The following is a 24,262-nucleotide window of genomic DNA, read 5'->3' on the forward strand; positions in this document are numbered from 1 at the left end:
TTCAAAAAAGTTAAAAATCGTTATAAATCTTTATAGCTACAAAAAGTAGCAATCAAATGCTTTTGTATGTAGTATTTTTGTAGGCTATAATTTAAGGAGGAAACTATTTGTCTTTTAACCGTATTCAAGAAAAATTAAAAATACTTGCCGATGCCGCCAAGTATGATGTGTCGTGTTCTTCTAGCGGAAGCAAGCGCGCCAACACTAACAAAGGATTAGGTGATGCTACAGGTATGGGTATTTGCCATTCGTACACCGAAGATGGTCGCTGTGTATCATTGCTTAAAATTCTACTCACCAACCACTGTATTTTTGACTGTGCATATTGTGTTACTCGAAAAAGTAACGATGTTAAACGTGCCGCATTTAAGGTGCAAGAAGTAGTGGATTTGACCATTAATTTCTATCGCAGAAATTATATCGAAGGGCTTTTTCTAAGTTCTGGTATTTTTAAAAGTGCCGATTACACCATGGAACGCTTAGTTGCTGTGGCTAAAAAATTACGACAGGAAGAGAATTTTAATGGGTATATTCATCTCAAATCAATTCCTGGGGCTTCCGATGAATTGATGCGTGAAGCCGGACTTTACGCCGACCGATTGAGTGTTAATATTGAAATTCCAACAGAAGCAGGGCTTAAAAAACTAGCACCAGATAAAAAGCGTGAAGATTTTATAAAACCAATGGTTAAGGTGAAAAATGAAATCATTCAGTATAAAGCTGAAAAGAAACTTATTAAACACACTCCAAAATTTGCACCAGCAGGCCAAAGCACACAAATGATTATCGGAGCAAGTGGTGAGAACGATTTTCAGATCATGCAAACCTCAAATTATTTTTATAAAAGTTACAATTTAAAACGCGTGTATTACTCGGGTTATGTACCTATAAGTTATGATAATCGCTTGCCTCAAATAGGAAGTGCCGTGCCTATGCTGCGCGAAAACCGACTGTATCAAACCGATTGGTTAATGCGCTTTTACGGTTTTGATGTTAGTGAAATATTAAATGAACAACATCAGAACCTAGATTTAGATGTAGACCCTAAACTGAGTTGGGCTTTGCGAAACCTTCATGAGTTTCCGGTGGATGTTAACACGGCAGACCAGCGTATGCTTGCTAGAATTCCTGGTTTAGGAATGAAATCGGTATATAAAATTATTAATGCCAGACGTTTTAGAAGATTGAATTGGGAACATCTCAAAAAAATTGGTGTGGCTTTAAATAGAGCCCAGTATTTTATGGTTTGTGAAAGTAATCAGTTTGAAAAACGCGATTTAACGCCTGAAAAAATTAAAGGTTTTATACTTCAGAATTCAACAAGTAAATATCAGAAAACATTAAGTAATCAATTAAATTTATTCGGGTAAGTGACGGCTAAGAATTTAATTTACGATGGTACCTTTGATGGTTTTTTATCTGCTGTTTTTTATGTCTTTGAACATAAATTGAAAACGGTAAGAATTCAAAATGAATTTACAGCTCAGCAAGGTTTGTTTTCAGAAAATGAAATCATTATTACCGATGAGGTAAAAGCCAACCGAGTGTGGAACGGGATTAAAACTAAATTAGCTTCTCAAGGCTGTTACCAACTCTATTATGCGTTTTTAAGTGAACAAATAGGCGTAGAGGATTTGCTGTTAGGTTATTTACAATATGCCTTTTCGAAGACGAAGAATATGGGTAAGGATTACTCACATCCGTCTATTTTAAAAATAGCTCAAATCGCTAAATCCGTTGGTCGTGAGAAACACCGAATGGAAGCTTTTGTACGCTTCCGACTCACTAAAGATACTATTTATTTTGCAAGTATTGCGCCCGATTTTAATGTGTTACCACTAATTGACAAGCATTTTAAAAGACGTTATGCGGATCAAAAATGGGTGATTTATGATTTGAAACGAAAATACGGTTTGTTTTACAATTTAGAAAAGGTAGAAGTGATGCAAATGGATTTTCCTGAGCATTTCGATTTTACAAAAACAGATGCTGCTTTTTTCTCCGCTCAAGAATTCGAGTTTCAAAAATTATGGCAAGACTATTTTAAGTCGACTAATATTGAATCGCGCAAAAACATGAAACTTCATATAAGACATGTGCCAAAACGCTATTGGAAATACCTAAGCGAAAAACAACCTAATTAGAGCTTAGTCGTTGTACATAAGCTTTTGCCCAAGCTTCAATGCGGGGTCCAAAACATTCTAAAATAGCATCAACACCAATAACACTGCCTTTGGCTAAACGTCCTAAGACTGCAATAGGAACATCAGCTTTATTTTTAGGTGTGTTTACAAAACCATCAGGTGAGGTTTCAATGCCTAATTTGGAATGAATTGGTTGAATGAAATCATTCTGAAGCAAGTTTTTTATCAATGGAGCTTTGACTTTAAGCAATTTTGGCGCATCCAAAACACTATTAATCATCACGGGATTGGTTATGGATTGATTTTTAGAATTTTTAAATTGCCAGCCTTCAGAAACTAAGTTTATTTCTGGGTTACTCACAAAATCTAAAGTTAAAATACCAGCATCAACTAAGGCCAACACTTGTTGCATGCTTTCAATTGGTGGGCCATAAGAATAGCGTTTACTACGTTCGTCTAAGGCTATCACACGCTCAATAATGTCATTATTTACTTTAGCGTGAGAAAAAGCTTTGTACAAACTCGGTTGGCAAAGTCGCCACACCTGACCAACACAATAATCTAATGAAATTGGCCGCTTTCCTAAAGCCATCTCAATATAATTTTGAATGAGCTTATAAGTGCCAATGTTATAATCTTGAATTAAAGGATGTGAATAGTTGTTGTCATTTAACCAATTTAGAATAACCGTTTTTAATTCGGATAGATTAAGGTTATGAGAAACACTTTTATGTTTTAACTCTAAAAAAACACGTGCAATAATTTTAGCCATGGGCTGAATTAAAAAGGCAATAGAATCTGGATTTGAAGCGGTTTGAGCAACGGCTTCAATTTCTGACTTAAACATCTCTAACTCACTCGCTGTTGGTTGATACCATTGGTCAATAGTTGCGTTTAGTGGTTTTGGCACCAATGGCAAACCGTCTAAAGAAAAAGGAACTAGTTTCAATTTTTGGTCCTTAACTTTATAATATTGCGTTTCAAAAGTGGCAGGATTAATAAGTTTAAAATTGCCGTAATTATTAATTGTGAGATAGCGCATCACATCAATCATGGCTAAACCGAAACCTCTAATTCCAATATTAATAGCACTTTCATTTTTTATGGTGTTGAGCTGGTCAATAGGATAGGCTGTTGTATAAAGTGAAATTGACTGGTGTAATGTAGTATGCGATTGCCATTGCTTCAACTGTTTAGATAGTTCTGTCGGTTGATGACCTATAGTCAGTAAGACCGTATCACTCGTCCAGATTTGGGAATGACCAACTGTTTCTAATTGGTTGTTTTTTAAATTTAAGTCTTCAATCTTATACTTATGAAAGCTCATAAGAGTGGAGTTATCAAATGTTTGAACAATTGAATTGTAGCGTTCAAAAAGGTATTTCCCGACTTTGTTTCTAGGTGGAAAAGTATCGGGTTCGTTAGGAGACTTGTTAAATTGACACCAATGGTGATAGGACGGAAAAGCTTGGAGCGTATAATTATCATAAACAATTTGCGGCCGTTCCTTAATATCGCTTAAAGCTCGTTCTGTGATATTAATCCAATTAGAATCGGGCTGTGTAGTTTCCCAAACATTACCAGAGCCACCACAATCCGAAGCATCAAATACGCTTATTTTTACGCGATAATTTGTGTAGCTGAGTTCTAAAAGTAACTGCTCTAAAGCATAAAGTCCTCTGGGACCCATTCCGATAATGGCAAGTTGTTTCATAGGATTAATAAAAGTAACAAAAAAACCACCTCGTTAAAGGTGGTTTTTTAAAATATACATTGTCGCCGTTTAGAATTGGTATCTTATACCTAAGGCGATATCAAGGTCTAAATCGTCGTTGTAATCTCCAAAGCCTATTTCAGGTCTAAAATCTAAGGATAACATTAATGGAATATCAAAACTGTATTCAATACCAACATCACCAGCAATAAAAACAAAAGTATCATCGTAATCATTACCATAATCATTGTCATAGCTGTAAGACCCTAATCCACCACCAGCACCTGCGTACCAGTTAAAACCATCTTCAATATTCCAAACCCATTGGTATATTCCAGCAAGTTTAAATCCATCGTAGTTGTCTCCAGATCTCCATCCTAAATCAGCTTCTAATCTGTTATTACCACCTAGTGCACGCTGGTAAGATACTTCAGTACCAAATCCGTCATTTCCCCCTAGTCTTAGTCCAATAGCATTATCTGCTATTTCTTGAGCACTAGATAAACTAGTAAAACCAATTGCAAATAAACCTAATAAAAATAATTTCTTCATAATAATCTGAGTTTAAAATTTTTAGTTTTAGCAATTTAATATTGCTATTAATCTTAACGCCAAAATTATAGTAAAATTGAGTGATTTGGCTTAATTTTAAGACAAATTTATAACTCGTTTCCATCGATTATTGACGCTAATGCAAAATACAAATCTTATTAATCTAGACCCTTTAAAGCGAAAATTAGAAGGCGATTTACATGCCGATGATTTAATGCGAAAACTTTATGCCACTGATGCTTCGGTTTATAGGAAGTTGCCATTAGCAGTTGCCTTACCTAAAAATGAGAATGATATAAAACTTTTAATCGCCTTTGCTAAGGCTAATCATACCTCTTTAATTCCGAGAACTGCAGGGACATCTTTAGCGGGACAGTGTGTAGGCGATGGTATTGTGGTGGATGTTTCAAAATATTTTACCCGTATTTTAAAAATTGATGAAACAGCTCAAACGGTGACTGTTCAGCCAGGTGTGGTTAGAGATGAATTAAATAATTACTTAGAGCCCTTCGGCTTATTTTTTGGACCTAATACCTCGACATCTAATCGATGCATGATAGGCGGCATGGTGGGTAATAATTCCTCAGGAACCACATCAATTCAATATGGCGTCACCCGAGACAAGGTCTTAAGCTTGAAGACGATTTTGAGTGATGGGAGTGACGCTGAATTTTCAAATGTATCGGTTGAAGCATTTCAAGAAAAATTAAAATTAGAAACTCTTGAAGGGCATATTTATAAAACGATATATAAGGAATTACAATCTGAAACGGTTCAGCAGCAAATAAAAAATCACTTTCCAAAACCCGAAATCCACCGAAGAAATACCGGTTATGCGATTGATGAACTTATAAAATCTTCTGTTTTTATGGATTCAACAGTCGATTTTAACATGTGTCAATTGCTATCTGGAAGTGAAGGAACCCTAGCATTTACAACAGAAATAACCTTACAATTAGATGTGTTGCCACCAAAAGAAAGTGCAATTATAGCGTTGCATTATAAAAGCATAGCTAATTGTCTAAAGTCTGTAGCAACAGTGATGCAATACAACCTGCATACCTGTGAGATGATGGATGACACCATTCTTAATCTTACCAAACACAATAAAACGCAGCAAGAAAATAGAGAATTTGTAGAAGGAGAACCGGCTGCCATTTTAATGTGCGAGCTTAAAGCAGAAACGCCAGAACAATTAAAGTTAGCTATTGATGAATTTTTAAGCGCAGTTAAGGTGCTAGATTTATCTTATGCAGCCGCGATTTTAAAAGGTGAAGCCATAGGAAAAGCTATAGAACTCCGAAAAGCTGGTTTGGGTTTATTGGGAAATCTTATAGGCGATAAAAAAGCAGTGGCATGTATTGAAGATACAGCAGTGGCTGTGGACGATTTAGATGCTTATATTTCAGAATTTACAGCACTGATGAAGTCCTATAATCAAAATGCAGTGTACTATGCGCATGCTGGAGCAGGGGAATTGCATTTACGACCGATTCTAGATTTGAAACAGAAAGAGGATGTTGTTTTATTTCGAAAAATAACGACTGACGTTGCCAAATTGGTAAAAAAATACAAAGGGTCCATGTCTGGAGAACATGGTGATGGTATTGTACGCGCAGAGTTTATACCGTTGATGATTGGCGAAGCGAATTATGCGATTATAAAACGCATTAAAACAGCTTTTGATGCCGATAATATTTTTAATCCTGGAAAAATTGTAGAAGCTTATCCGATGGATAAAAATTTACGTTATGAAACAAACCGAAAAGAACCAGAAATTGAAACTTTACTTGATTTTTCAGAATCCCAAGGGATTTTAAGAGCAGCAGAAAAATGTAATGGTTCTGGTGATTGTAGAAAACTCCCTGAATTTGGAGGTGTGATGTGTCCAAGTTTTAGAGCCACAAGAAACGAAAAAGATACTACAAGAGGACGCGCCAATACATTGCGAGAATTTTTGACGCATTCGGAAAAAGCCAATCGTTTTAATCATGAAGAATTAAAAGAGGTTTTCGATTTATGTTTGAGTTGTAAAGCTTGTAAAAGTGAATGTCCAAGTAGTGTGGATATAGCGAGTTTAAAAGCCGAATTTCAATACCAATATCAGAAAGTAAATGGTGTGCCTATGCGTACAAAACTTTTTGCTTTTAACAATACAATTAATAGCTATGCAAGTCTAGTTCCTGGTGTCACCAATTTTATTTTTACCAATCGTTTTACAAGTTCAATTATAAAAGTTGTTGGTGGTATAGCTAAAGAACGAAGCTTGCCTTTAATTTCAAGTAAAAGTTTATATAAAGAATTTAAAACATCTAAAAAAGAGACTATTACAAGTAGTTATGTTAAAGAAGTGTGTCTGTTTGTTGATGAATTTACCAATTATTTAGACACCGAAGTTGGTGTCGATGCCCTTGCGCTTTTAAAAGCTTTAAATTATAAAGTAAGTGTTATTTCACATTCAGAATCGGGACGCGCTATGTTGTCTAAAGGTTTAGTGAAAAACGCTAAAAAAATGGCTAATAATAATGTGTCTAAATTTAAAACTTTAGTTTCAGAAAACACACCATTAATTGGTATAGAGCCTTCTGCGATTTTAACGTTTAGAGATGAATATTTAAAATTAGCGGATGATAAGGAGGCGGCAAAATCCATTGCAAAACATACTTATATTATTGAAGAGTTTATTCAGCAAGAAATTGAATTACGACATATAACTTCAGAACAGTTTACACAAGAAGCTAAAACGATTAAATTTCATGGACACTGTCATCAAAAAGCTTTATCGAATCAGAAAACAAGTTTTGATGTTTTAAATTTGCCAAAAAACTATAATGTTACCATTATTCCTAGTGGTTGCTGTGGTATGGCAGGAAGTTTCGGTTATGAAAAGGAACATTATAAAGTGAGTATGCAAATAGGAGAGCAAACGTTATTTCCTTCGGTAAGAAAAGCGTCAGAAAACACAATAATTGCTGCAAATGGAACAAGTTGTAGGCATCAGATAAAAGATGGAACAGGGCGCCTGGCTAAGCATCCAATTACAATACTTAAGGAAGCCTTACTTTAATCTTTCTTTTTTGATTTTTTTGGTTGCTCAACAATAGTGATAGCGGCAATTAAATCTTTAAGCTCCATGTCTTTTAGCTCTTCATCGGCGTAGAAGGCTGATAGCTTATCTTCGTTGTAATTATAGATTTTCCAACGTTTAAACTGATACTCTAAAGCTGTAAAATTTTCAATCCAGTCGCCAGAATTCAAATAGGTCGTTTCACCACGTTTGTTCTTTTTTACAAGCATCTTAGGTTGATGAATATGACCACAAATAACATAATCATATCCATTTTCTATCGCTAAGTCTGTCGCTACAGTTTCAAAATCATTAATGTATTTAATAGCCCCTTTAACGCTATTTTTTATTTTTTTAGATAAGGAATAACGTTCCTTACCTAATTTGTCTGAAAACCAGTTAATAGCGCGATTGATAAGAATCAAAATATCATAACCCCAACCGCCAAGTTTGGCTAACCATTTTGCGTTTTGAATAGAAATATCAAAAACATCACCATGAAAAAACCAGGCTCTTTTGCCATCAATATCTAAGACTAATTTATTAACTATTGAAACATTTCCAATTTCAGTATCTGTGAATTTTCGTAGCATTTCATCATGATTTCCGGTGATATAAACCACTTCGGTGCCATTGGCTGCAAAATCCATTATTTTTTTAATAACACTAAGGTGGGATTTAGGAAAGTAACGTTTTTTAAATTGCCAAATATCAATAATATCACCATTAAGAATTAATTTTTTAGGCTCAATACTATTCAAGTAGGTTAACAATTGTTTAGCATGACACCCATATGTTCCAAGGTGAACATCAGAAATAACAGCTATTTCTACTTTTCGTTTTATTTTCACAATAGTTAAATTAATATTACAAATAACTTTAATATATTTAAGAGTTCAGTTACCCTACAATTAACTAACTATGAGTAAATTGTTATTAATACATTACCTAAATATTATGAACTTCTAGAAGTAATACGTGTAGCGAAGGTAGGAAATACGGTTAGGGACTTTTATTTTTATAATAATACAATTACATTAGTGGCATAAAATATAGCAATGGCAGGAAATTCCTTTGGAAAATTATTTAAACTAACCACATTTGGCGAATCTCACGGAAAGGCTATAGGTGGTATTATTGACGGTTGTCCTGCGGGATTAACCCTTGATTTAGAAGCAATTCAAAACGAATTAAATCGTAGAAAACCAGGACAATCAAAAATTGTTACCCAGCGTAAAGAGCCTGATACGGTTGAATTTTATTCAGGTATTTTTGAAGGTGTAACCACAGGAACACCAGTTGGTTTCGTGATTCATAATACCAATCAGAAATCTAAAGACTACTCACACATAAAGGATGTATATCGTCCAAGTCATGCCGATTATACCTACGATAAAAAATATGGTGTAAGAGACTATAGAGGAGGTGGACGTAGTTCTGCGCGTGAAACAGCGTCTCGGGTTGTTGCAGGTGCTATTGCAAAACAAATGCTAGCCAATATTAAAATCAATGCCTTTACATCTTCGGTTGGTGAGATTTTTATAGATAAGCCTTATCAAGATTTAGACTTTAGTAAGATTGAATCGAATGTGATTCGTTGTCCTGATGACGCTTCAGCAGAAAAGATGATTGCTAAAGTTGAAGCCATTAAAAAACAAGGAGATACTATTGGAGGTACGATAACTTGTGTAATTCAAAATGTACCTGTTGGTTTGGGCGAACCTGTATTTGATAAGCTTCATGCCGAACTTGGAAAAGCGATGCTATCCATTAATGCTGTAAAAGGCTTTGAATATGGAAGTGGTTTTTGTGGTGCTAAAATGACTGGAAGTGCGCATAACGATTTATTTAATGAAGATGGTAGCACTAAATCTAATTTATCTGGTGGTATACAAGGCGGAATTTCAAATGGTATGGATATTTACTTTAGAGTCGCTTTTAAACCTGTCGCAACCGTAATACAAAAACAAGAAGCCTTAAATAGTTTGGGTGAACTTGTAGAAATGCAAGGTAAAGGCCGTCACGATCCTTGTGTAGTGCCAAGAGCGGTGCCAATTGTTGAAGCTATGGCTGCTTTGGTAATAGCGGACAATATACTTTTGCGTAGACAAGAATCTCGCGAGTGGTAATTAATTTCTGTGAGAACGAAATGTGTTTTCTAAAACCCAAGTACTTATTTTTTGAAGAAACGCTATTAAGATAAAAAGATATTTAAATATGAGACTCCTACTCTAAACAGGAATATAACGTATGAAAAAACTAGCACTACATTGGAAAATTATAATAGGAATGGTACTCGGAATTATATGGGCTTTAATGTCAAGCTCATTAGGTTGGAGTCAATTCACTATTAACTGGATCGATCCTTTTGGTACTATTTTCATTAACTTATTAAAGCTCATTGCAGTTCCGTTAGTTTTATTTTCTATCATTGGCGGTGTGGCTAATATTGGTGACCCTAAGAGTTTGGGACGAATGGGAGGTAAGACCTTGGGGATTTATTTACTCACCACCATTATGGCGATTGCACTCGGATTGCTCTTAGTGAATGTGATAAAACCAGGGGAACTCATAGATGAACAAAGCCGAATTGATAACCGTATTAGCTATGAAATATGGGCTGATAGTGAAGGTTATGAGATTAAAGATGGGATTAATTATCTTCAAGATCCAGATTTTTTTGAACGCGCTCAGGAAATTTCAGAATTATCAAAAAGTCAATTAAAAGAAGCTGCCGTTGCAGATAAAATGGAAACGGTTAAAGACCGTAAAGAAAGCTCACCTTTACAACCTTTGGTAGATATTGTTCCAAGTAATTTTTTCCATTCCTTATCAGATAATGGCTTAATGCTACAAATTATATTTTTTGCTATTTTCTTTGGAATGTGCTTGTTATTTATCCCTTCAGAAAAATCACTGCCCGTTTTAAATTTAGTCAATGGTGTTAATGAAGTTTTTCTAAAAATGGTAGATATTGTAATGCAAGGCGCCCCTTTCTTTGTCTTTGCGTTGTTAGCTGGTGTGGTTAGTAAAATGGCTGGTGACGATATAGGTAAAGTTGTCGAAATATTTAAAGGTTTAAGTTGGTATTCTTTAACGGTTTTAGCGGGCTTACTTTTAATGATTTTTGTGATTTACCCAATGATTTTGAAACTATTTGTAAAGCAAATTCCTTATAAAGGCTTTTTTAAATCTATGAGTCCTGCGCAAACCTTAGCATTTTCAACATCTAGTAGTGCAGCGACATTGCCTGTAACTATGGAATGTGTTGAAGAGAATTTAGGCGTTGATAAAAAAATAAGCAGTTTTGTACTTCCCATAGGCGCTACGGTTAATATGGATGGTACCAGCATGTATCAAGCAGTAGCAGTGATATTTTTAGCACAATTACATATGATAGACTTAACTTTGGGGCAACAAGTCACGGTTGTTTTAACGGCTACTTTGGCTTCTATTGGTTCAGCGGCTATTCCGAGTGCTGGTTTAGTAATGTTGATTATTGTATTGAGTTCTGTAGGATTGAATCCGGCTTGGATTGCGATAATTTTCCCTGTAGACCGTATATTAGATATGTTTAGAACTGTGGTTAATGTTACTGGAGATGCTACAGTCTGTTCAATTATTGCTGATGGTGAAGATTTATTAACTTATGAAGAACATGATCCAACGGAAACTTTTGACCTTGATTCATAATATAATGAGTGTTTAATAATGAAAACCTTGCAACTTAATTCACCTTTGGTTTCTGTGGATTGGCTCAATTCAAACCAAAATGCTTCCAACTTAATAGTGTTGGATGCGACGATTAATAAGGTTATTTCTTCAAGATCACATAGAATTCCGAAGGCTAGATTTTTCGACATTAAGCTGAAGTTTAGTGATACTTCGGCGCCATTTCCAAGTACATTACCTTCTCAAGAACAATTTCAGGCTGAAGCTCAAAATTTGGGCATCAATCAGGATTCAGTTATAGTTGTTTACGATGATAAAGGCATTTACTCGAGCGCAAGAGCTTGGTGGTTATTTAGAGTTTTTGGCTTTGATAATGTAGCTGTTTTAGATGGCGGTTTACCAGAATGGAAGGCACAAGGTTATGGGGTTGAAAATTATTATGCTGAAACTTATTCAAAAGGTAACATTAGGGTAAATTATAATTCAGAATTAATGGTGAATTTTGAAGGTGTGAATCTATTTTCAACACAACCAAACACTTTAATACTAGACGCTCGCTCAGAATCGCGATTTAAATGTTTAGTAGATGAACCAAGAGCTGGGCTTAGACGTGGCACTATTCCGAATTCTAAAAACTTACCTTTTACAACGCTCTTTAATGGTAATACATTGAAGCCCATTAATGACATATCAATAATCTTTAATAAATTAGTAGGAGATAACAAAACTTTGGTTTTTAGTTGTGGCTCTGGCATTACCGCTTGTATTTTAGCTTTGGCAGCCACACTTTGTAATTATAAAAATTTAATAGTCTATGATGGTTCATGGACAGAATATGGAAGCTTAACTGATTGAACAAATGAAAACAATTGACTGGACAAAAGACGAACTCGTCGCTTACATTTTGCTTTTTGCTGCAAATGCCGATTTTAAAGAGTCTGTGGCAGAACGTAACTTAATTATCTCTAAAGTAGATGTGGATACATTTCAAGAGATTCATGAGGAATTTAATCTTGATAATGATTATCAGGGACTTAAAAAAATAATGACAAGTCTAGAGCAACATAATTACACTAAAGATGATATTGACTTGTTGCTTGAAGATATCAAAGCCATATTCTTTGCTGATGGTGATTTTGATATTACAGAGCAAAACATGTTGTTATATCTTAAACGTTTGTTTAAAACGGTTTAAACCTTTTGTTGCTACATAAGTTTTTTTATGAATATCATTATTGTGGTAATCACTTATAATAATGAATAAAAAACCTCAAAACGAAATTAGTATTTCTATCCGTATTACTGATACTTATAAGCGGGTTAGACAAATCCGTTTACAAGAACAAAACACATTCCCAACTAACAGAAGTTAGGGTTTTGTTGAAACTATTTCGCTTTGAGGCTATAAATTAATTATAGGTTAACGCGTTTACCTTTTGGAAATTTTAAAGTATACGAGTGTTTCATTGTCTCTGTTTTTCCAGACTCTAAATTTATCGTCCATTTTAAAATACCTTTTTCTTCATTATACATTGAATTGCCTGTTTCTATATCATCTATTTTTATGCTTTTATTTTGACTTATTGGAATACGGTCTAAGATGGTTAAATTAATATCGGCTTGTTTGTTGTTCTTTATTTCTATTTCATAAGCTTTATTTACAAGCCTATTATTGCCAATAAAAGTTGTCTTTTTAAAATCGTCTAATTGCGTACGTTTCACTATAATATTAGGGTCTACACCAAGTGAAACCGTTAAACTATCTGTTGTAGCACTTGGATTGATGTTGGTTTTTCCGGAATAACTACCTTCAAAATACACATTGGCTTCTGCAGGTAATAAGTTGTACTGCTCCCAATTACCAATTTTTGCAGTTAGAAATATATTTTCATTTAAAATTGGTGCTGTAAAATAATCGTAGGTTGCTGGTAAACTAAATTTATCGACTTCAATAACCGTAATGTCACCATCAGAAGGGATACTGTGTTTTTTTTCGATTTTAAAACTAGTGTTGGTGATGCCTTCTTCAATGGTGTTTCCAGTTGCTGTATATTGCTCTTCAATATAAGGTTCTTCATCAAAATCTTCATCCATCATATGTTGGATGCTTTCTGCACTTACAACACTTGAACTGCGCTCTTTATTATAACCTACTACCACAACTTCATCTAATTGAACATCTTCATCCAAGGTTAGATTCATAATACTAGAATGGATTGGTAATTCTTCGGCTTTCATACCAACATGAGAATATACAAGCGCGCTACCAGTTGTTGTCGTTAACCTGTAACGGCCATAAAAATCTGTTTGAACACCATTGGAGGTTCCTTTTTCAATAACACTAACTGCAGGTAATGGTAAACCATCAGAAGATGACCTCACTACACCAGAAACCGTTTGTACCAACGGATTATGTTTGTAATTATAACGTCTGGTAGCACGTTGTGTTTGGTGATTGCTATATGGATTTATAAAATTTAGATATTTAGGGTTTACCGTTGGTTTTTCGTTATTAGTGTTAGGGTCACTCGTGGAAAGTACAAGATTTATGTCGGACCAATCACAACCAGAATTCTGATATACATGAGCTTTATATTCTAAATTTATAGGATTGTTGATTTTATCAGCTTTTAAATCATAGATAGGAAACCAGCCTGCATTTTTAATATTATAGGTGATTTTTAAGTCTAAAGACGTGTCGGTATCACTATTTAATTTCAGTGTGATTCCACCTGTTTGTGTTTTGTCTTCAACATTTAATTCAACCAATTGTTTGTTGATAGCGGTTTGTGTTTCTTGATGGTTTTTAATTTCTAAATTAGACGCGCTTATGGCTACTTTTAATGCTGTAATTCGGGTTCTGTAGTAGGAAGCAAAAGATTTTAGCTGTTCTAAACTAACCACGGTAGTTTCATTTCCTAAGTGTTTGTTGCTTTGAATAAGACTTAATTCTTCATTGTATCCGGCAATTAAATGGTATTGATATTGAATTTTACCTTCAAGCGTTTTTAATTCGTTTTGTAAAGCTGTTATGGAATTACTTTGTTTTTGCTTTGATAGGTAATTTATTCCATAATTAATGGATAAGATTGAAGCATCTTCTAATCCTGAAATTTGAATGCTACTTTCTTCAATATAAGGTGATAAATCGTTTAAGGTAATTTTAGATGTTCCTGAGGTGAGTTTTATTGAAGCACTTCTGTTAATTTCTGCACCATCAAGATACACAGTTACATCTGTAATTTTGCTTGACTGTTGAGCATTTAGAAATTGTAAGCCTAATACAGCGAAGAATAAAAGAACAATTTTGAAAGCGTTTAGTTGTGTTACCATCATGTTTGAATTTTGTTTGTATTCAAATCTAGGAGAATTGTGAAGTTATAGATAGGAAGAATGAGTAACGGGTGCGTTATAAGTCGTGTAAGGCGTATTTCACTTAGCTAGACAAATTTTACAGGATGTCATTAATAGATATTATTGACATGATTAATGTTTATATCATCAATTTAGGTGCTTATGTCGAATATTTTTTTGAGTATTTAAACTCGGTTTTATATTTATATTAACAAAAAGTATGTGTTATTAATCAATTTGTTATTACCCTCAATGACAAATTGAAAAATTTAATTTTTTTGTTAGGTTAAATTAGTTTTAAGTCATACCAAATGAATTTTATTTGGTATAAATTGTTAATTATAAAAGCCCTTTTCATTCATTCTGAAAAGGCTTTTTTTATGCTAAAAACTTAGATTTTAATTCTTGTGTAGGAATCATACAGGCTTCTTTTTTACCATACCACTGGTAACGGTTTTTAGCAATGTAGTTGTAAACCCAATTTCTAATAAAAGCAGGAATAATTAAAAACATACGCATAAGATTCACAGGGAAATTAAGCTGCTTAGCTATTAGAAGTGCAGCCGTAGACTTGTAAGTTAGTGTATCGTTTTTAGAGTTATAAAGTAAAATAGAATCGGTTTCTTCTGTATTAATATTAAATTTTTGAATGATTGTTTTCCCAATCTCACTTTGTAATGGCGCAAATAAGAATTTATCTTTTTTATCGCGCTTTATGACATACAACACACTAGAATTGCAGAGATTGCATACGCCATCAAAAAGAATAAGTTGTTTGTTATTTGGGATATCTATCATACAAATTTCAATGTTGTAATAATATAAATCAATTTTTATTAATAGAACTACAAATCAATTTATAATTTATTTTTTCATAGCTTCCACTAGTTCAAGTTGATCTAGACTTACATTAGTCGTAAACATACCATAGTTAACGTTGGCTTTTCCTTTTTCAATAGAATCTATACTGCCAATAGCTCTACCATCTTGCAATCTTACACGATCACCAACTCTTAAAATAGGTTTTGGTTTCTCTACTTTAACCTCTTTTTTCTTGGCCGCTTTCTTCTTTTTACGGATAACTTCAACTTTTTTCTCAGCTTCTGCTTTTACTTGTCTTTCTTTGTGTTTTTCGGCGCGCTTTTGTTTGGCGGTTAGTTTTTTGCGCTTAGAGTTTTCAATTTGAACCAATCGGAACAATTCGCCCATTAACTCTTTCTTTTTCTTGTTTTCAAAATATTTTTCAGAAATATCATTCACCTTTTGTCCTAAGTAAATTAAGCGTTGGTTAGAATCATATAACTCTTGAAAACTTTCAAGTTTCTTTTGAACTTTAGCGTTAACTTCTTCGAGCTTATCGGCTTCAGATGATTTCTTTTTCTCATTTTCCTTTAATGAGCGCTCCGTGCGTTCTAGCTTGCTGCGTTCCTTTTGAAGTTTAGCAATTGTAGCATCAAACCGCACTTTACCACGTTCAATTTTCTTTTTCGATTTATTGATTAGGCTATAGGGAATTCCATTTTTTTGTGCCACCTCAAAGGTAAATGAACTTCCTGCTTGTCCGACCACCAATTTATACATTGGTTCTAAAGTTCGCTCATTAAAAAGCATATTAGCATTTTTAATATGAGGTAACTCGTTGGCCAATAATTTTAAATTGGAATAGTGTGTGGTTATAATACCGAAGGCTTCACGTTCGTAAAAAACTTCTAAAAAGGTTTCCGCTAAAGCGCCTCCCAATTCTGGGTCACTTCCGGTTCCAAATTCATCAATTAAGAAAAGCGTTTTATTATTACACTTTTTCAAGAAATAATTCATCTGTTTTAAGCGATAACTATAGGTGCTCAGATGATTTTCTATAGATTGATTATCACCAATGTCACTTAGAATTCTATCAAATAAGCAGACATAACTACGTTCGTGTACTGGGATTAGCATACCGCTTTGTAACATCACTTGCAATAAGCCCACGGTTTTTAAGGTGATACTTTTCCCCCCTGCATTAGGCCCCGAAATGACTATAATTCTGCTGTCTTTTTCTAAATCTATAGTTTGTGGAAATGTTTTTTTGCCATTCTCCTTATTAGTTAAATAGAGTAGTGGGTGATAAGCATCACGTAAATACATACTACGTTCTTTAGAAAACTCTGGTAGAATAGCATTCATACTTTGGGCATATTTTGCTTTAGCAGAAACGACATCTAATTGTGTTAAAAACGCTTGATATTTGTGAAGCAGTGGTAAGAACAAACGAATAAAATCCGTTAACTCCTTTAGAATTTTAATGACTTCTTCCTTTTCTTCGTATTCTAAATTGTTGAGTTCTCGGGTGTGTTGAAGCGTGGTTTCAGGTTCAATATAAACAATACTTCCCGTTTTACTGCCGCCCATAATAGCACCTCTCACTTTTCTGCGATACATGGCTTTTACAGCAAGCACACGTTTATTATCTACAACAGACTCTCTAATATCATCTAAATAATCGAGATTGTTATAAGTGTTTAAAGCCGAAGAAAAACTGCTGTTAATTTTACCTTTGAGTAGGTTTATAGACTTGCGTAAATTTGAAAGTAGAGGCGAGGCATTATCTTTAATATCACCAAAACGGTCTACCACAGCATCAACTTGTTCTATAAGTGCGGTGTTTATTTCAATATCTTGACTGAATTGTTGCAGTTGCGGATAATACTCATGAAACTTCTTTAAAAATTTTAAAATTGAATTGACTGTCAAAGACATACTCACCAGCTTCTGTAAACTAGAAACTTCGAGAAAGGTGTTTTCTATTTTTAATAATTTTAATTCTTTATCAATAGCATCAAAACCATGATTAGGAATTCTGTTTTCATTATCAAAAGACGATAAATATTCATTAACGTAAATAAGCTCGCGTTTTAATGATTCTTCCGCTTTAAATGGAAGAATAGCCAAAACCGCTTCTTTTCCTAAAGCGGTAAGTGTATGCTTGCTAACTTGATCTAAAACTGTAAAAAACTCAAGGTCTTTTAAGGTTTTTTCATGAATGTTTATCATGTAATAGTTTTAATTTTTAGAATTGCAAATTTAGCATATTATGCAATATTATAAGTATGAAGACACTGCTAATACGACCAAAGTGACTAAGATGAGTATAATGAATAGCGGAAAAATAAATTTTAGCCATTTACTAAAGTTAATCTTGGCAACGGCAAGTGAGGCTAAGATTAAACCTGTAGGGTTTATAAGGTAAAATAAGCCCAATCCGTATTGATACGTGTTGACTACAATTTCGCGACCAATACCCACCGTATCTGCTAAAGGCGCCATTATGGGCATGGTTAAAACGGCCATTCCTGAAGAACTTGGAATAAAAAATGATAAGCCCGAATAAATCATGGTCATTACACTCGTGAAAATGCCTTTATTCATACCTGTTGTCATATCACTGGCGTAATATAATAAGGTATCACTAATTAAACCATCGGTCATTAAAACGGTAACCCCTCTTGCAATTCCGATAATTAAAGCGACACCTAATAAATCGCTTGCACCTTTTACAAAGGTTTCAATAAAATCAGTTTCACTAATCTGAATAATAAATCCAATAAGTATCGCACCAACTAAAAAGACGGTAGTCATTTCTACAAACCACCAGTCTAAAAGCGAAACACCAATAATCATAATAATAAAACAGCACGTGAATACAAATAAGGCTAATTTTAATCGCCAATTAAATTGAATATTTGAACTGTCTTTTAAAGTGAATAATTCAGCAATTTCTTCTCGCTGGTCGTAAATTATAGATTTGGTTGGGTCTTTTTTAACGCGCTTGGCATAGCGTATAATGTAAATAATGGTTATGGTTAAACACAAAGCCAACATAAAAATTCGACCATATAAACCGGTTGTCCAATTAATACCTGCAGCATCACTAGCTATAATGGTAGAAAAAGGATTAATGGTTGAACACATCGTACCAATAGCAGAACCTAAGAAAATACAAGCCACACCAACAATGGCATCGTATTTAGCCGCTAAAAACACCGGAATTAAAATAGGGAAGAAGGCGATGGTTTCTTCGGCAAAGCCAAAGGTTGTTCCGCCTATTGCCACTAAAGTTGTTACAAAAACAATAAGTAGCGATTCTCTGCCTTTTAATAGGGTTGCTAGTTGGCCAATAGCCGCATCAAAAGCACCAGATTTATTGAGTATACCTATTAAACCTCCAATAATTAAAACCAAGAAAATAATATCTGCAGCTTCAATAATTCCTTTTATAGGTGATTTTATAAAGTCATAAAAACTTTGGGGCTGCGCGTCTAATTTTTTATAGGTTTCAGGAATATTTATAGGTTTATAGATGTCACCATTGGTAAATTTATCTATGGGAATTTTAATATTTAAATCCTCGAGGGTTGCTTGAGAAGCTGGTAAAGTGATTTCTTCATCTAGACTTAAACGTGTAAATTTGTCTGTTGAGGCATTATAACTTAAAGTATCATACTTTCCGGCTGGAATAAACCAAGTTAAAAGGGTGACTAAACCTGCAATGATAAATAATATGGTTTGTGCAGAAGGGAACTTAAGTTTTTTCATTTTGAAATATTTGCCGTCAAAGATAAGACTTATAGATTTTAATTTGTTTTTTTATATGACTATAAATATAGATGAAAGCTGGAATAAACAGCTTAATACAGAATTTGATCAACCGTATTTTAAAGATTTGATGGCTTTTGTAAAGGAAGAATATTTTAATAATTTATGTTTTCCGAAAGGTTCAGAAATTTTTAACGCCTTTAATCATTGTAAATTTGAAACTGTAAAAGTCGTGATTATTGGTCAAGATCCTTATCATGATGTTGGTCAGGCTAACGGTTTGAGTTTTTCTGTTAATGATGGTGTAAAACATCCACCTTCACTGGTTAATATTTTTAAAGAACTTGAGCAAGATTTAGGAATTCCTTATCCAAAAAGTGGAGATTTAACGCCATGGGCAAACCAAGGTGTATTGCTTTTGAATGCGACATTAACGGTTAGAGCACATCAAGCCGGTAGTCATCAGAAGAAAGGTTGGGAGCAATTTACAGACGCTGTAATCAAAACGATAAGTTCAGAGAAAAAGAATGTGGTTTTTCTACTTTGGGGCGGATTTGCTAAAAAGAAAAAGAAATTAATAGATACTAGTAAGCATATTGTATTAGAAAGTGGTCACCCGTCACCACTAAGTGCCAATAGAGGGTATTGGTTTGGTAACAAGCATTTTAGTGAAACTAACTCCCAGTTGGAGCGAGTTGCTGAGACTCCAATTGATTGGAATCTATAGTTTTTGGTGGTTTATTGGTCTGTATAGAAGGAGAAACTCTCCGTGTAACTTTCTTAGAGGTTTTATTGCAACTAAAAATCAATAATAAAAAGTTTAAAGCCACTAAGAAGGATAAAATCAGAGCAATTGTAATAATCATATAATCTGTAGGTGTTAATGATTGTTAAGTTAATGTTAAACAAATGTAATTAAAAAAATATTAACTAGAAAGTTATCTATTTAATCCCTGCTAATATACTAAAAATATTAACTTTTAAATTTAAACTACCTCTTTTATAAGGTATTAGTTCTCTGATTTATTCTAATGTAGAATAACTTATAATTTATGAATTAAGTCTGAATATTCTACTTTTTTAGAAATTATATCCAAATCAAAAAGTTGTTTTTGTACATTTTCTATTGTCTCTTTGTCCATAACATCTTGAGACCACTCGGTAAGCGATAACCACTCTTGTACATCTTCTAGCGTTTGTTCGTAGCGATTTGAAATGGTTTTATCTATACTAGGTATCGATTTGAAATCTGAAGTCGTTTGATTTATAACTTCTAAAATAATTTTTAAATGGTCTTCGTTGTTTTCAATAAATTCATTTCGAACAGCAATTACAAAACAAGGCCAAGGTGAAGGACAGTTGCCAATACGTCTAAAAACACCTTCGTCTACAATAGGCTTAGTGGTGAATTTTTCCCACATAAAATAATCAGCCTTATCTTCGGTTAGGCCTCTAATTGCACCATCGAGGTTATCAATCACTTCAAAATTAAGGTCATTTTTTAAATCCCAATTGTTATTTTTAGCATTAATATAAGCCATAAGGTGTGAGCCAGATCCGTACCTGCTTATCGCAGCTCTTTGACCTTTGATGTCTTCAATAGTTTCGAATTTTGAGTCTGACGCTACATGAATTCCCCAAATTAGAGGTGTTTCTACAAAGGTTTGTACTATTTTAGAAGGATTACCATCAATAATATCTTTTACAACTCCTTCCGTTAAAATAACAGCCATGTCAATTTTTCCAGAGCGTAATGCTTTGTTCATTTCGCCTGTTCCGCCATAGTAGTCGTGCCATCTGAGGTTAATACCTTTATCTTTATACTCGCCATTTTTTAGTGTTAAATACCAGGCTAAGTTAAAGTGCTCTGGTACGCCTCCTATATTTACTGTTTTCATATTAATGCCCACGAAAGTGGGGATCTTTTTATTAATCTTTATTTTTTTAGAAATTACCTTTTTATCAAATATTCACAATACGTTCTAAAGCATAGGTAATTAATCTTTCTACAACTTTTTTAGGGTCTTTACTAAAATCACCATTTGCTCTATTGGCTATAATAGCATTGAGAGATATAGCTTCGTGTCCTAACAATTTTGAAAGCCCGTAAATAACTGAAGTTTCCATTTCAAAATTTGTTATTCTAAAATCTTTGTAGCTAAAGTTGTCTAACTTTTCATTTAGGCCTGCATCGTGTAAAGGTAAGCGTAGCACGCGGCCTTGTGGTCCGTAAAAACCACCAGCAGTTCCTGTCATACCTTTAAAAATTTTGTCTCCTTCAAAATATTTTTCAAGATATTTACTATTATCAATAATAATCGGACGCGCTTTATTCTTATCCCATTCAGTATGCTTAATAAAAGCATCTTCAACTTCAGGATTACAAATGCCTTCTGTTTGATAGAAATGTAGCATTCCATTAATGTCTAGACCATGTGTGCTTATTAAAAATGCATCAACAGGAATATCGTGTTGTAAAGAGCCAGAGGTTCCAATTCTAATAATATTTAAACTCGATAAGTTTTCTTTGGGTTTGCGAGTTTCTAAATCAATATTGACTAAAGCATCGAGTTCGTTTAAAACGATATCAATGTTATCTGGGCCGATTCCGGTAGAAATAACAGTAAGTCTTTTATCTTGATAATAACCCGTTTGTGTTTTAAACTCCCGTTTTTGAGTGCTAAATTCTACACTGTCAAAATGTTTTGTGATTTTTTCAACACGATCTTGGTCGCCAACAAATATAATAGTATCCGAAATATTTTCGGGCTTTAGGTTGAGATGGTAAACACTGCCATCTGGATTTAATATTAATTCTGAATCTTTAATCGCCATAAGTTATGGTTTTAACAAGTTTGTTTTGTTCTTCACTAAATTGATAAGCCAATCGGTTTACACCGCCGTAAGTCATGTTATTATTGACTTCTAAAGCAAAGTTATGTTGTTTTAAAAGGGCAAGGTGTCCTTTTCTGTTTAGGGTAATACCGTCTTCAGAAACGGTGTAAAATAGCGCTAATTCTTTAATTCTAAGTTTTAGTTGCATATCGCCATAGCCATAATACCCCTGATAATTTAGGCAATAACCCAAAAGGTGATTTTCAGATTTTATGGTGTTTTCTTTTATAATGGTTAAAATATTAAACTCAATATTTCCTAACCCACTTTTTTGAAAAGGAAAACGTTCTAAGTGTGCCTTAAGACAATTACTCATGTATTTAAAGTTAGACTCTTCAACGATATAAGGTTTAAAAATATTATGATCTTTACCACAATACGTTCGCCATAAAGCAATCGCGAAATCAATATCTTTCTTAGTGAGTAATACTTTATTCTTATAATGAGATTTAAGTTGCGCTGAATTTAACTCAGCTAAACCTTTTAAGCTTTTTTCGCCTTTAACACGCCCACTACAGATAAGATATAATGGTTTGTTTATTTCTTTTTGGTGTAACAAATTAATGACACCTAATAAATTGATATGACAATATAAATCGTATTCAAACCATAGATTGATTTCAGAATAATCTGCAGTATCATCTAATTTTGAAAGTTCCTTTTTTAGATCTTTTTGATCAACTTCAATATTGTAATGCGCTCTTAAAAAATCGACCCTAAGGTCAAAAAACTCATCAGAATCTATTTTAGGAATGGTTGGACCTTCACACAACATTTCTTGCCAAGTGAGGATATCGTCTTTAAAATCTAATTCAATTAAATAGTCAGTAAGTGCATTACCATTAGTAATATGTAAACATTTTTTTTCCATAATTAACCACCTACACGCTTAACGTTAAATCCTTTTTCTTTTAGAATTGTCATGATTTTATCGCGATAATCCCCTTGAATAATAATTTTATCGTCTTTAAAACTTCCTCCAACGCTTAATTTGGTTTTTAGATCTTTAGCTAATTTTTTAAAATCTTCAGTAGCCCCCGTATAACCTTCGAGAATCGTAATTGGTTTCCCTTTTCGTTTTTCGTACTTACAAATTATGGGGTCATCTTGTAACCATAGATTATCTTTAGATGCTTCAGTATCTTCTGTAGCTTCGGGTGTGTGATCTGGGAATAGGTTTTTTAGTTGGTCTTGTAAATCCATCTTAGTATCAGTTTACAGTATCAGTTTACAGTTGCAGTCGCTAGAAGAACACTGCTACTGAATACTGATAACTACTTTTTAATCAGTCCTAATTCTATTAAACGCTCATTTAGAAATTCGCCAGCAGTAATGTCTTCAAATTGTTTTGGGTTATCCTCATCGATACAACTTTCTAAAACATCTAATTTCATTTCGCTAATAGGATGCATAAAAAAGGGCATCGAGTAGCGCGATGTTCCCCAAAGTTCTCTTGGTGGATTTATAACGCGATGGATGGTAGATTTCAATTTGTTATTGGAGTGTCGTGATAACATATCCCCAACATTAATCATCAGTTCATCTGGTTCTGCAATGGCATCAATCCATTCGCCATCATTACGTTGTACTTGCAAACCTCGGCCTTGCGCTCCCATTAGTAAAGTAATTAAATTAATGTCGCCATGTGCTGCAGCTCTAACGGCATTTTTAGGTTCTTTTGTAATTGGAGGGTAATGAATTGGCCGTAATATAGAATTTCCGTTATGGATGTATTTATCAAAATAAGTCTCTTCTAAATTAAGATATAGAGCCAAGGCACGCAATACATATTTTGCAGTTTTTTCGAGCATTTGGTAGGTTTGTTTGCCCACCTTATTAAAATCCTCGAGTTCTTTTACCTCAACATTTTCAGGGTATTCTTTTCGGCGTTTCTCATCATCTTCTACATACTGTCCAAAATGCCAAAACTCTTTTAAATCACCTTCTTTTTTTCCTTTAGCACTTTCTTTACCAAAGGACACATAACCACGTTGACCTCCAATACCAGGGATTTCGTAATTTTCTTTAGTCTCTATAGGTAAGTTGAAGAAATTCTTTACTTCTTCATATAAATTGTCTACCAATGTATCATCTAAAAAATGACCTTTTAGGGCCACGAAACCGATGTCTTCATATGCTTTTCCTATATCTTCTATAAACTTTTGTTTGCGTTTGGGATCATCTGAAATGAAATCCTTTAAGTCTACGCTAGGTATTCTATCCATTGGGTTGTTGTTTAAATTTTTGTGAATATACAAATGTAACGATAATAGTGCGAAAAAAACAGAT

At 33.8% G+C, this 24,262-nt stretch carries 20 protein-coding genes; 8 read left to right on the forward strand and 12 right to left on the reverse strand.

Features of this window, described 5'->3' with window-relative positions; translation table 11 throughout:
* Positions 1-107: 107 nt before the first annotated feature.
* Complete coding sequence (locus HM982_RS13735) at positions 108-1,370, forward strand: putative DNA modification/repair radical SAM protein (RefSeq protein WP_179353822.1); 1,263 nt, start codon at positions 108-110, stop codon at positions 1,368-1,370.
* Entirely contained in the window at positions 1,371-2,144 is a 774-nt protein-coding gene (locus tag HM982_RS13740; RefSeq protein WP_179353823.1) for a TIGR03915 family putative DNA repair protein, read from the forward strand.
* Here HM982_RS13740 and HM982_RS13745 read toward each other — a convergent pair.
* Together HM982_RS13745 and HM982_RS13750 are read right to left on the reverse strand one after the other, a co-directional pair.
* On the reverse strand, positions 2,137-3,858 hold the full coding sequence (locus tag HM982_RS13745; RefSeq protein ID WP_179353824.1) for an FAD/NAD(P)-binding protein: 1,722 nt from the start codon (positions 3,856-3,858) through the stop codon (positions 2,137-2,139). The genes HM982_RS13740 and HM982_RS13745 overlap by 8 nt on opposite strands.
* Positions 3,859-3,927: 69 nt before the next feature.
* Complete coding sequence (locus tag HM982_RS13750; RefSeq protein ID WP_179353825.1) at positions 3,928-4,410, reverse strand: hypothetical protein; 483 nt, start codon at positions 4,408-4,410, stop codon at positions 3,928-3,930.
* A 139-nt stretch (positions 4,411-4,549) separates the two neighbouring features.
* Between HM982_RS13750 and HM982_RS13755 the strand changes: the two genes are divergently transcribed.
* On the forward strand, positions 4,550-7,477 hold the full coding sequence (locus tag HM982_RS13755; RefSeq protein WP_179353826.1) for an FAD-binding and (Fe-S)-binding domain-containing protein: 2,928 nt from the start codon (positions 4,550-4,552) through the stop codon (positions 7,475-7,477).
* On the opposite strand, the gene HM982_RS13760 is transcribed toward HM982_RS13755, so the two are convergent.
* Complete coding sequence (locus HM982_RS13760; RefSeq protein WP_179353827.1) at positions 7,474-8,328, reverse strand: UDP-2,3-diacylglucosamine diphosphatase; 855 nt, start codon at positions 8,326-8,328, stop codon at positions 7,474-7,476. The genes HM982_RS13755 and HM982_RS13760 overlap by 4 nt on opposite strands.
* A 207-nt stretch (positions 8,329-8,535) precedes the next feature.
* Between HM982_RS13760 and aroC the strand changes: the two genes are divergently transcribed.
* The 4 genes from aroC (at position 8,536) to HM982_RS13780 (ending at position 12,344) form a co-directional block, all read left to right on the forward strand.
* On the forward strand, positions 8,536-9,606 hold the full coding sequence (gene aroC / locus HM982_RS13765) for a chorismate synthase (protein WP_179353828.1): 1,071 nt from the start codon (positions 8,536-8,538) through the stop codon (positions 9,604-9,606).
* Positions 9,607-9,727: 121 nt separating this feature from the next.
* The gene (locus tag HM982_RS13770) at positions 9,728-11,170 is read left to right on the forward strand and encodes a dicarboxylate/amino acid:cation symporter (RefSeq protein ID WP_179353829.1); all 1,443 of its coding nucleotides are present in this window, start codon (positions 9,728-9,730) and stop codon (positions 11,168-11,170) included.
* Positions 11,171-11,188: 18 nt separating this feature from the next.
* A complete protein-coding gene (locus tag HM982_RS13775) occupies positions 11,189-12,004 on the forward strand; it encodes a sulfurtransferase (RefSeq protein ID WP_218849850.1) in 816 nt (271 codons plus the stop codon).
* Between the two features lie 4 nt (positions 12,005-12,008).
* Positions 12,009-12,344, forward strand: coding sequence for a hypothetical protein (locus HM982_RS13780; RefSeq protein WP_179353830.1), 336 nt, complete (start codon positions 12,009-12,011; stop codon positions 12,342-12,344).
* 218 nt (positions 12,345-12,562) lie between these two features.
* Here the strand turns inward: HM982_RS13780 and HM982_RS13785 are convergent, their stop codons facing one another.
* The 4 genes from HM982_RS13785 to HM982_RS13800 all read right to left on the reverse strand — a co-directional run bounded on the left by HM982_RS13785 (position 12,563) and on the right by HM982_RS13800 (position 19,078).
* Positions 12,563-14,485 (reverse strand): DUF4139 domain-containing protein, encoded by a 1,923-nt coding sequence (locus HM982_RS13785; protein WP_179353831.1) that lies wholly within the window; start codon positions 14,483-14,485, stop codon positions 12,563-12,565.
* Between the two features lie 396 nt (positions 14,486-14,881).
* Positions 14,882-15,301, reverse strand: a complete 420-nt coding sequence (locus HM982_RS13790) for a thiol-disulfide oxidoreductase DCC family protein (protein ID WP_179353832.1) — start codon at positions 15,299-15,301, stop codon at positions 14,882-14,884.
* 66 nt (positions 15,302-15,367) lie between these two features.
* The gene (locus HM982_RS13795) at positions 15,368-17,536 is read right to left on the reverse strand and encodes an endonuclease MutS2 (protein ID WP_179353833.1); all 2,169 of its coding nucleotides are present in this window, start codon (positions 17,534-17,536) and stop codon (positions 15,368-15,370) included.
* Between the two features lie 48 nt (positions 17,537-17,584).
* Complete coding sequence (locus HM982_RS13800) at positions 17,585-19,078, reverse strand: YfcC family protein (RefSeq protein ID WP_179353834.1); 1,494 nt, start codon at positions 19,076-19,078, stop codon at positions 17,585-17,587.
* 55 nt (positions 19,079-19,133) lie between these two features.
* On the opposite strand from HM982_RS13800, the gene HM982_RS13805 reads away from it, so the two are divergent.
* Positions 19,134-19,805 (forward strand): uracil-DNA glycosylase, encoded by a 672-nt coding sequence (locus HM982_RS13805; protein ID WP_179353835.1) that lies wholly within the window; start codon positions 19,134-19,136, stop codon positions 19,803-19,805.
* Between the two features lie 316 nt (positions 19,806-20,121).
* Here HM982_RS13805 and HM982_RS13810 read toward each other — a convergent pair whose 3' ends face one another.
* From HM982_RS13810 to HM982_RS13830, 5 genes are all read right to left on the reverse strand, one after another.
* Positions 20,122-20,976: a substrate-binding domain-containing protein gene (locus tag HM982_RS13810; RefSeq protein ID WP_179353836.1), complete on the reverse strand. Its 855-nt coding sequence runs from the start codon at positions 20,974-20,976 to the stop codon at positions 20,122-20,124.
* A gap of 64 nt (positions 20,977-21,040) precedes the next feature.
* Positions 21,041-21,913 (reverse strand): nucleoside phosphorylase, encoded by an 873-nt coding sequence (locus HM982_RS13815; protein WP_179353837.1) that lies wholly within the window; start codon positions 21,911-21,913, stop codon positions 21,041-21,043.
* A complete protein-coding gene (locus HM982_RS13820; protein WP_179353838.1) occupies positions 21,903-22,844 on the reverse strand; it encodes a DUF1835 domain-containing protein in 942 nt (313 codons plus the stop codon). The genes HM982_RS13815 and HM982_RS13820 overlap by 11 nt, the downstream gene beginning before the upstream one ends.
* A gap of 2 nt (positions 22,845-22,846) precedes the next feature.
* A complete protein-coding gene (locus tag HM982_RS13825; protein ID WP_179353839.1) occupies positions 22,847-23,176 on the reverse strand; it encodes a translation initiation factor in 330 nt (109 codons plus the stop codon).
* Between the two features lie 71 nt (positions 23,177-23,247).
* Positions 23,248-24,198 carry an isopenicillin N synthase family dioxygenase gene (locus HM982_RS13830; RefSeq protein ID WP_179353840.1) on the reverse strand — a complete coding sequence of 317 codons (951 nt, stop codon included), beginning with the start codon at positions 24,196-24,198 and terminating at the stop codon, positions 23,248-23,250.
* Positions 24,199-24,262: the final 64 nt, after the last annotated feature.

It is taken from the genome of Winogradskyella vidalii, assembly GCF_013403955.1.
Classification (GTDB): Bacteria; Bacteroidota; Bacteroidia; order Flavobacteriales; family Flavobacteriaceae; genus Winogradskyella; species Winogradskyella vidalii.

Excerpts from the sequence above, each read along its gene's own strand:
- HM982_RS13745 (WP_179353824.1), bottom strand. The coding sequence starts at position 3,858 with ATGAAACAACTTGCCATTATCGGAATGGGTCCCAGAGGACTTTATGCT.
- HM982_RS13750 (WP_179353825.1), bottom strand. The coding sequence starts at position 4,410 with ATGAAGAAATTATTTTTATTAGGTTTATTTGCAATTGGTTTTACTAGT.
- HM982_RS13755 (WP_179353826.1), top strand. The coding sequence starts at position 4,550 with ATGCAAAATACAAATCTTATTAATCTAGACCCTTTAAAGCGAAAATTA.
- aroC (WP_179353828.1), top strand. The coding sequence starts at position 8,536 with ATGGCAGGAAATTCCTTTGGAAAATTATTTAAACTAACCACATTTGGC.
- HM982_RS13770 (WP_179353829.1), top strand. The coding sequence starts at position 9,728 with ATGAAAAAACTAGCACTACATTGGAAAATTATAATAGGAATGGTACTC.
- HM982_RS13775 (WP_218849850.1), top strand. The coding sequence starts at position 11,189 with ATGAAAACCTTGCAACTTAATTCACCTTTGGTTTCTGTGGATTGGCTC.
- HM982_RS13780 (WP_179353830.1), top strand. The coding sequence starts at position 12,009 with ATGAAAACAATTGACTGGACAAAAGACGAACTCGTCGCTTACATTTTG.
- HM982_RS13785 (WP_179353831.1), bottom strand. The coding sequence starts at position 14,485 with ATGATGGTAACACAACTAAACGCTTTCAAAATTGTTCTTTTATTCTTC.
- HM982_RS13790 (WP_179353832.1), bottom strand. The coding sequence starts at position 15,301 with ATGATAGATATCCCAAATAACAAACAACTTATTCTTTTTGATGGCGTA.
- HM982_RS13795 (WP_179353833.1), bottom strand. The coding sequence starts at position 17,536 with ATGATAAACATTCATGAAAAAACCTTAAAAGACCTTGAGTTTTTTACA.
- HM982_RS13800 (WP_179353834.1), bottom strand. The coding sequence starts at position 19,078 with ATGAAAAAACTTAAGTTCCCTTCTGCACAAACCATATTATTTATCATT.
- HM982_RS13805 (WP_179353835.1), top strand. The coding sequence starts at position 19,134 with ATGACTATAAATATAGATGAAAGCTGGAATAAACAGCTTAATACAGAA.
- HM982_RS13810 (WP_179353836.1), bottom strand. The coding sequence starts at position 20,976 with ATGAAAACAGTAAATATAGGAGGCGTACCAGAGCACTTTAACTTAGCC.
- HM982_RS13815 (WP_179353837.1), bottom strand. The coding sequence starts at position 21,913 with ATGGCGATTAAAGATTCAGAATTAATATTAAATCCAGATGGCAGTGTT.
- HM982_RS13820 (WP_179353838.1), bottom strand. The coding sequence starts at position 22,844 with ATGGAAAAAAAATGTTTACATATTACTAATGGTAATGCACTTACTGAC.
- HM982_RS13825 (WP_179353839.1), bottom strand. The coding sequence starts at position 23,176 with ATGGATTTACAAGACCAACTAAAAAACCTATTCCCAGATCACACACCC.
- HM982_RS13830 (WP_179353840.1), bottom strand. The coding sequence starts at position 24,198 with ATGGATAGAATACCTAGCGTAGACTTAAAGGATTTCATTTCAGATGAT.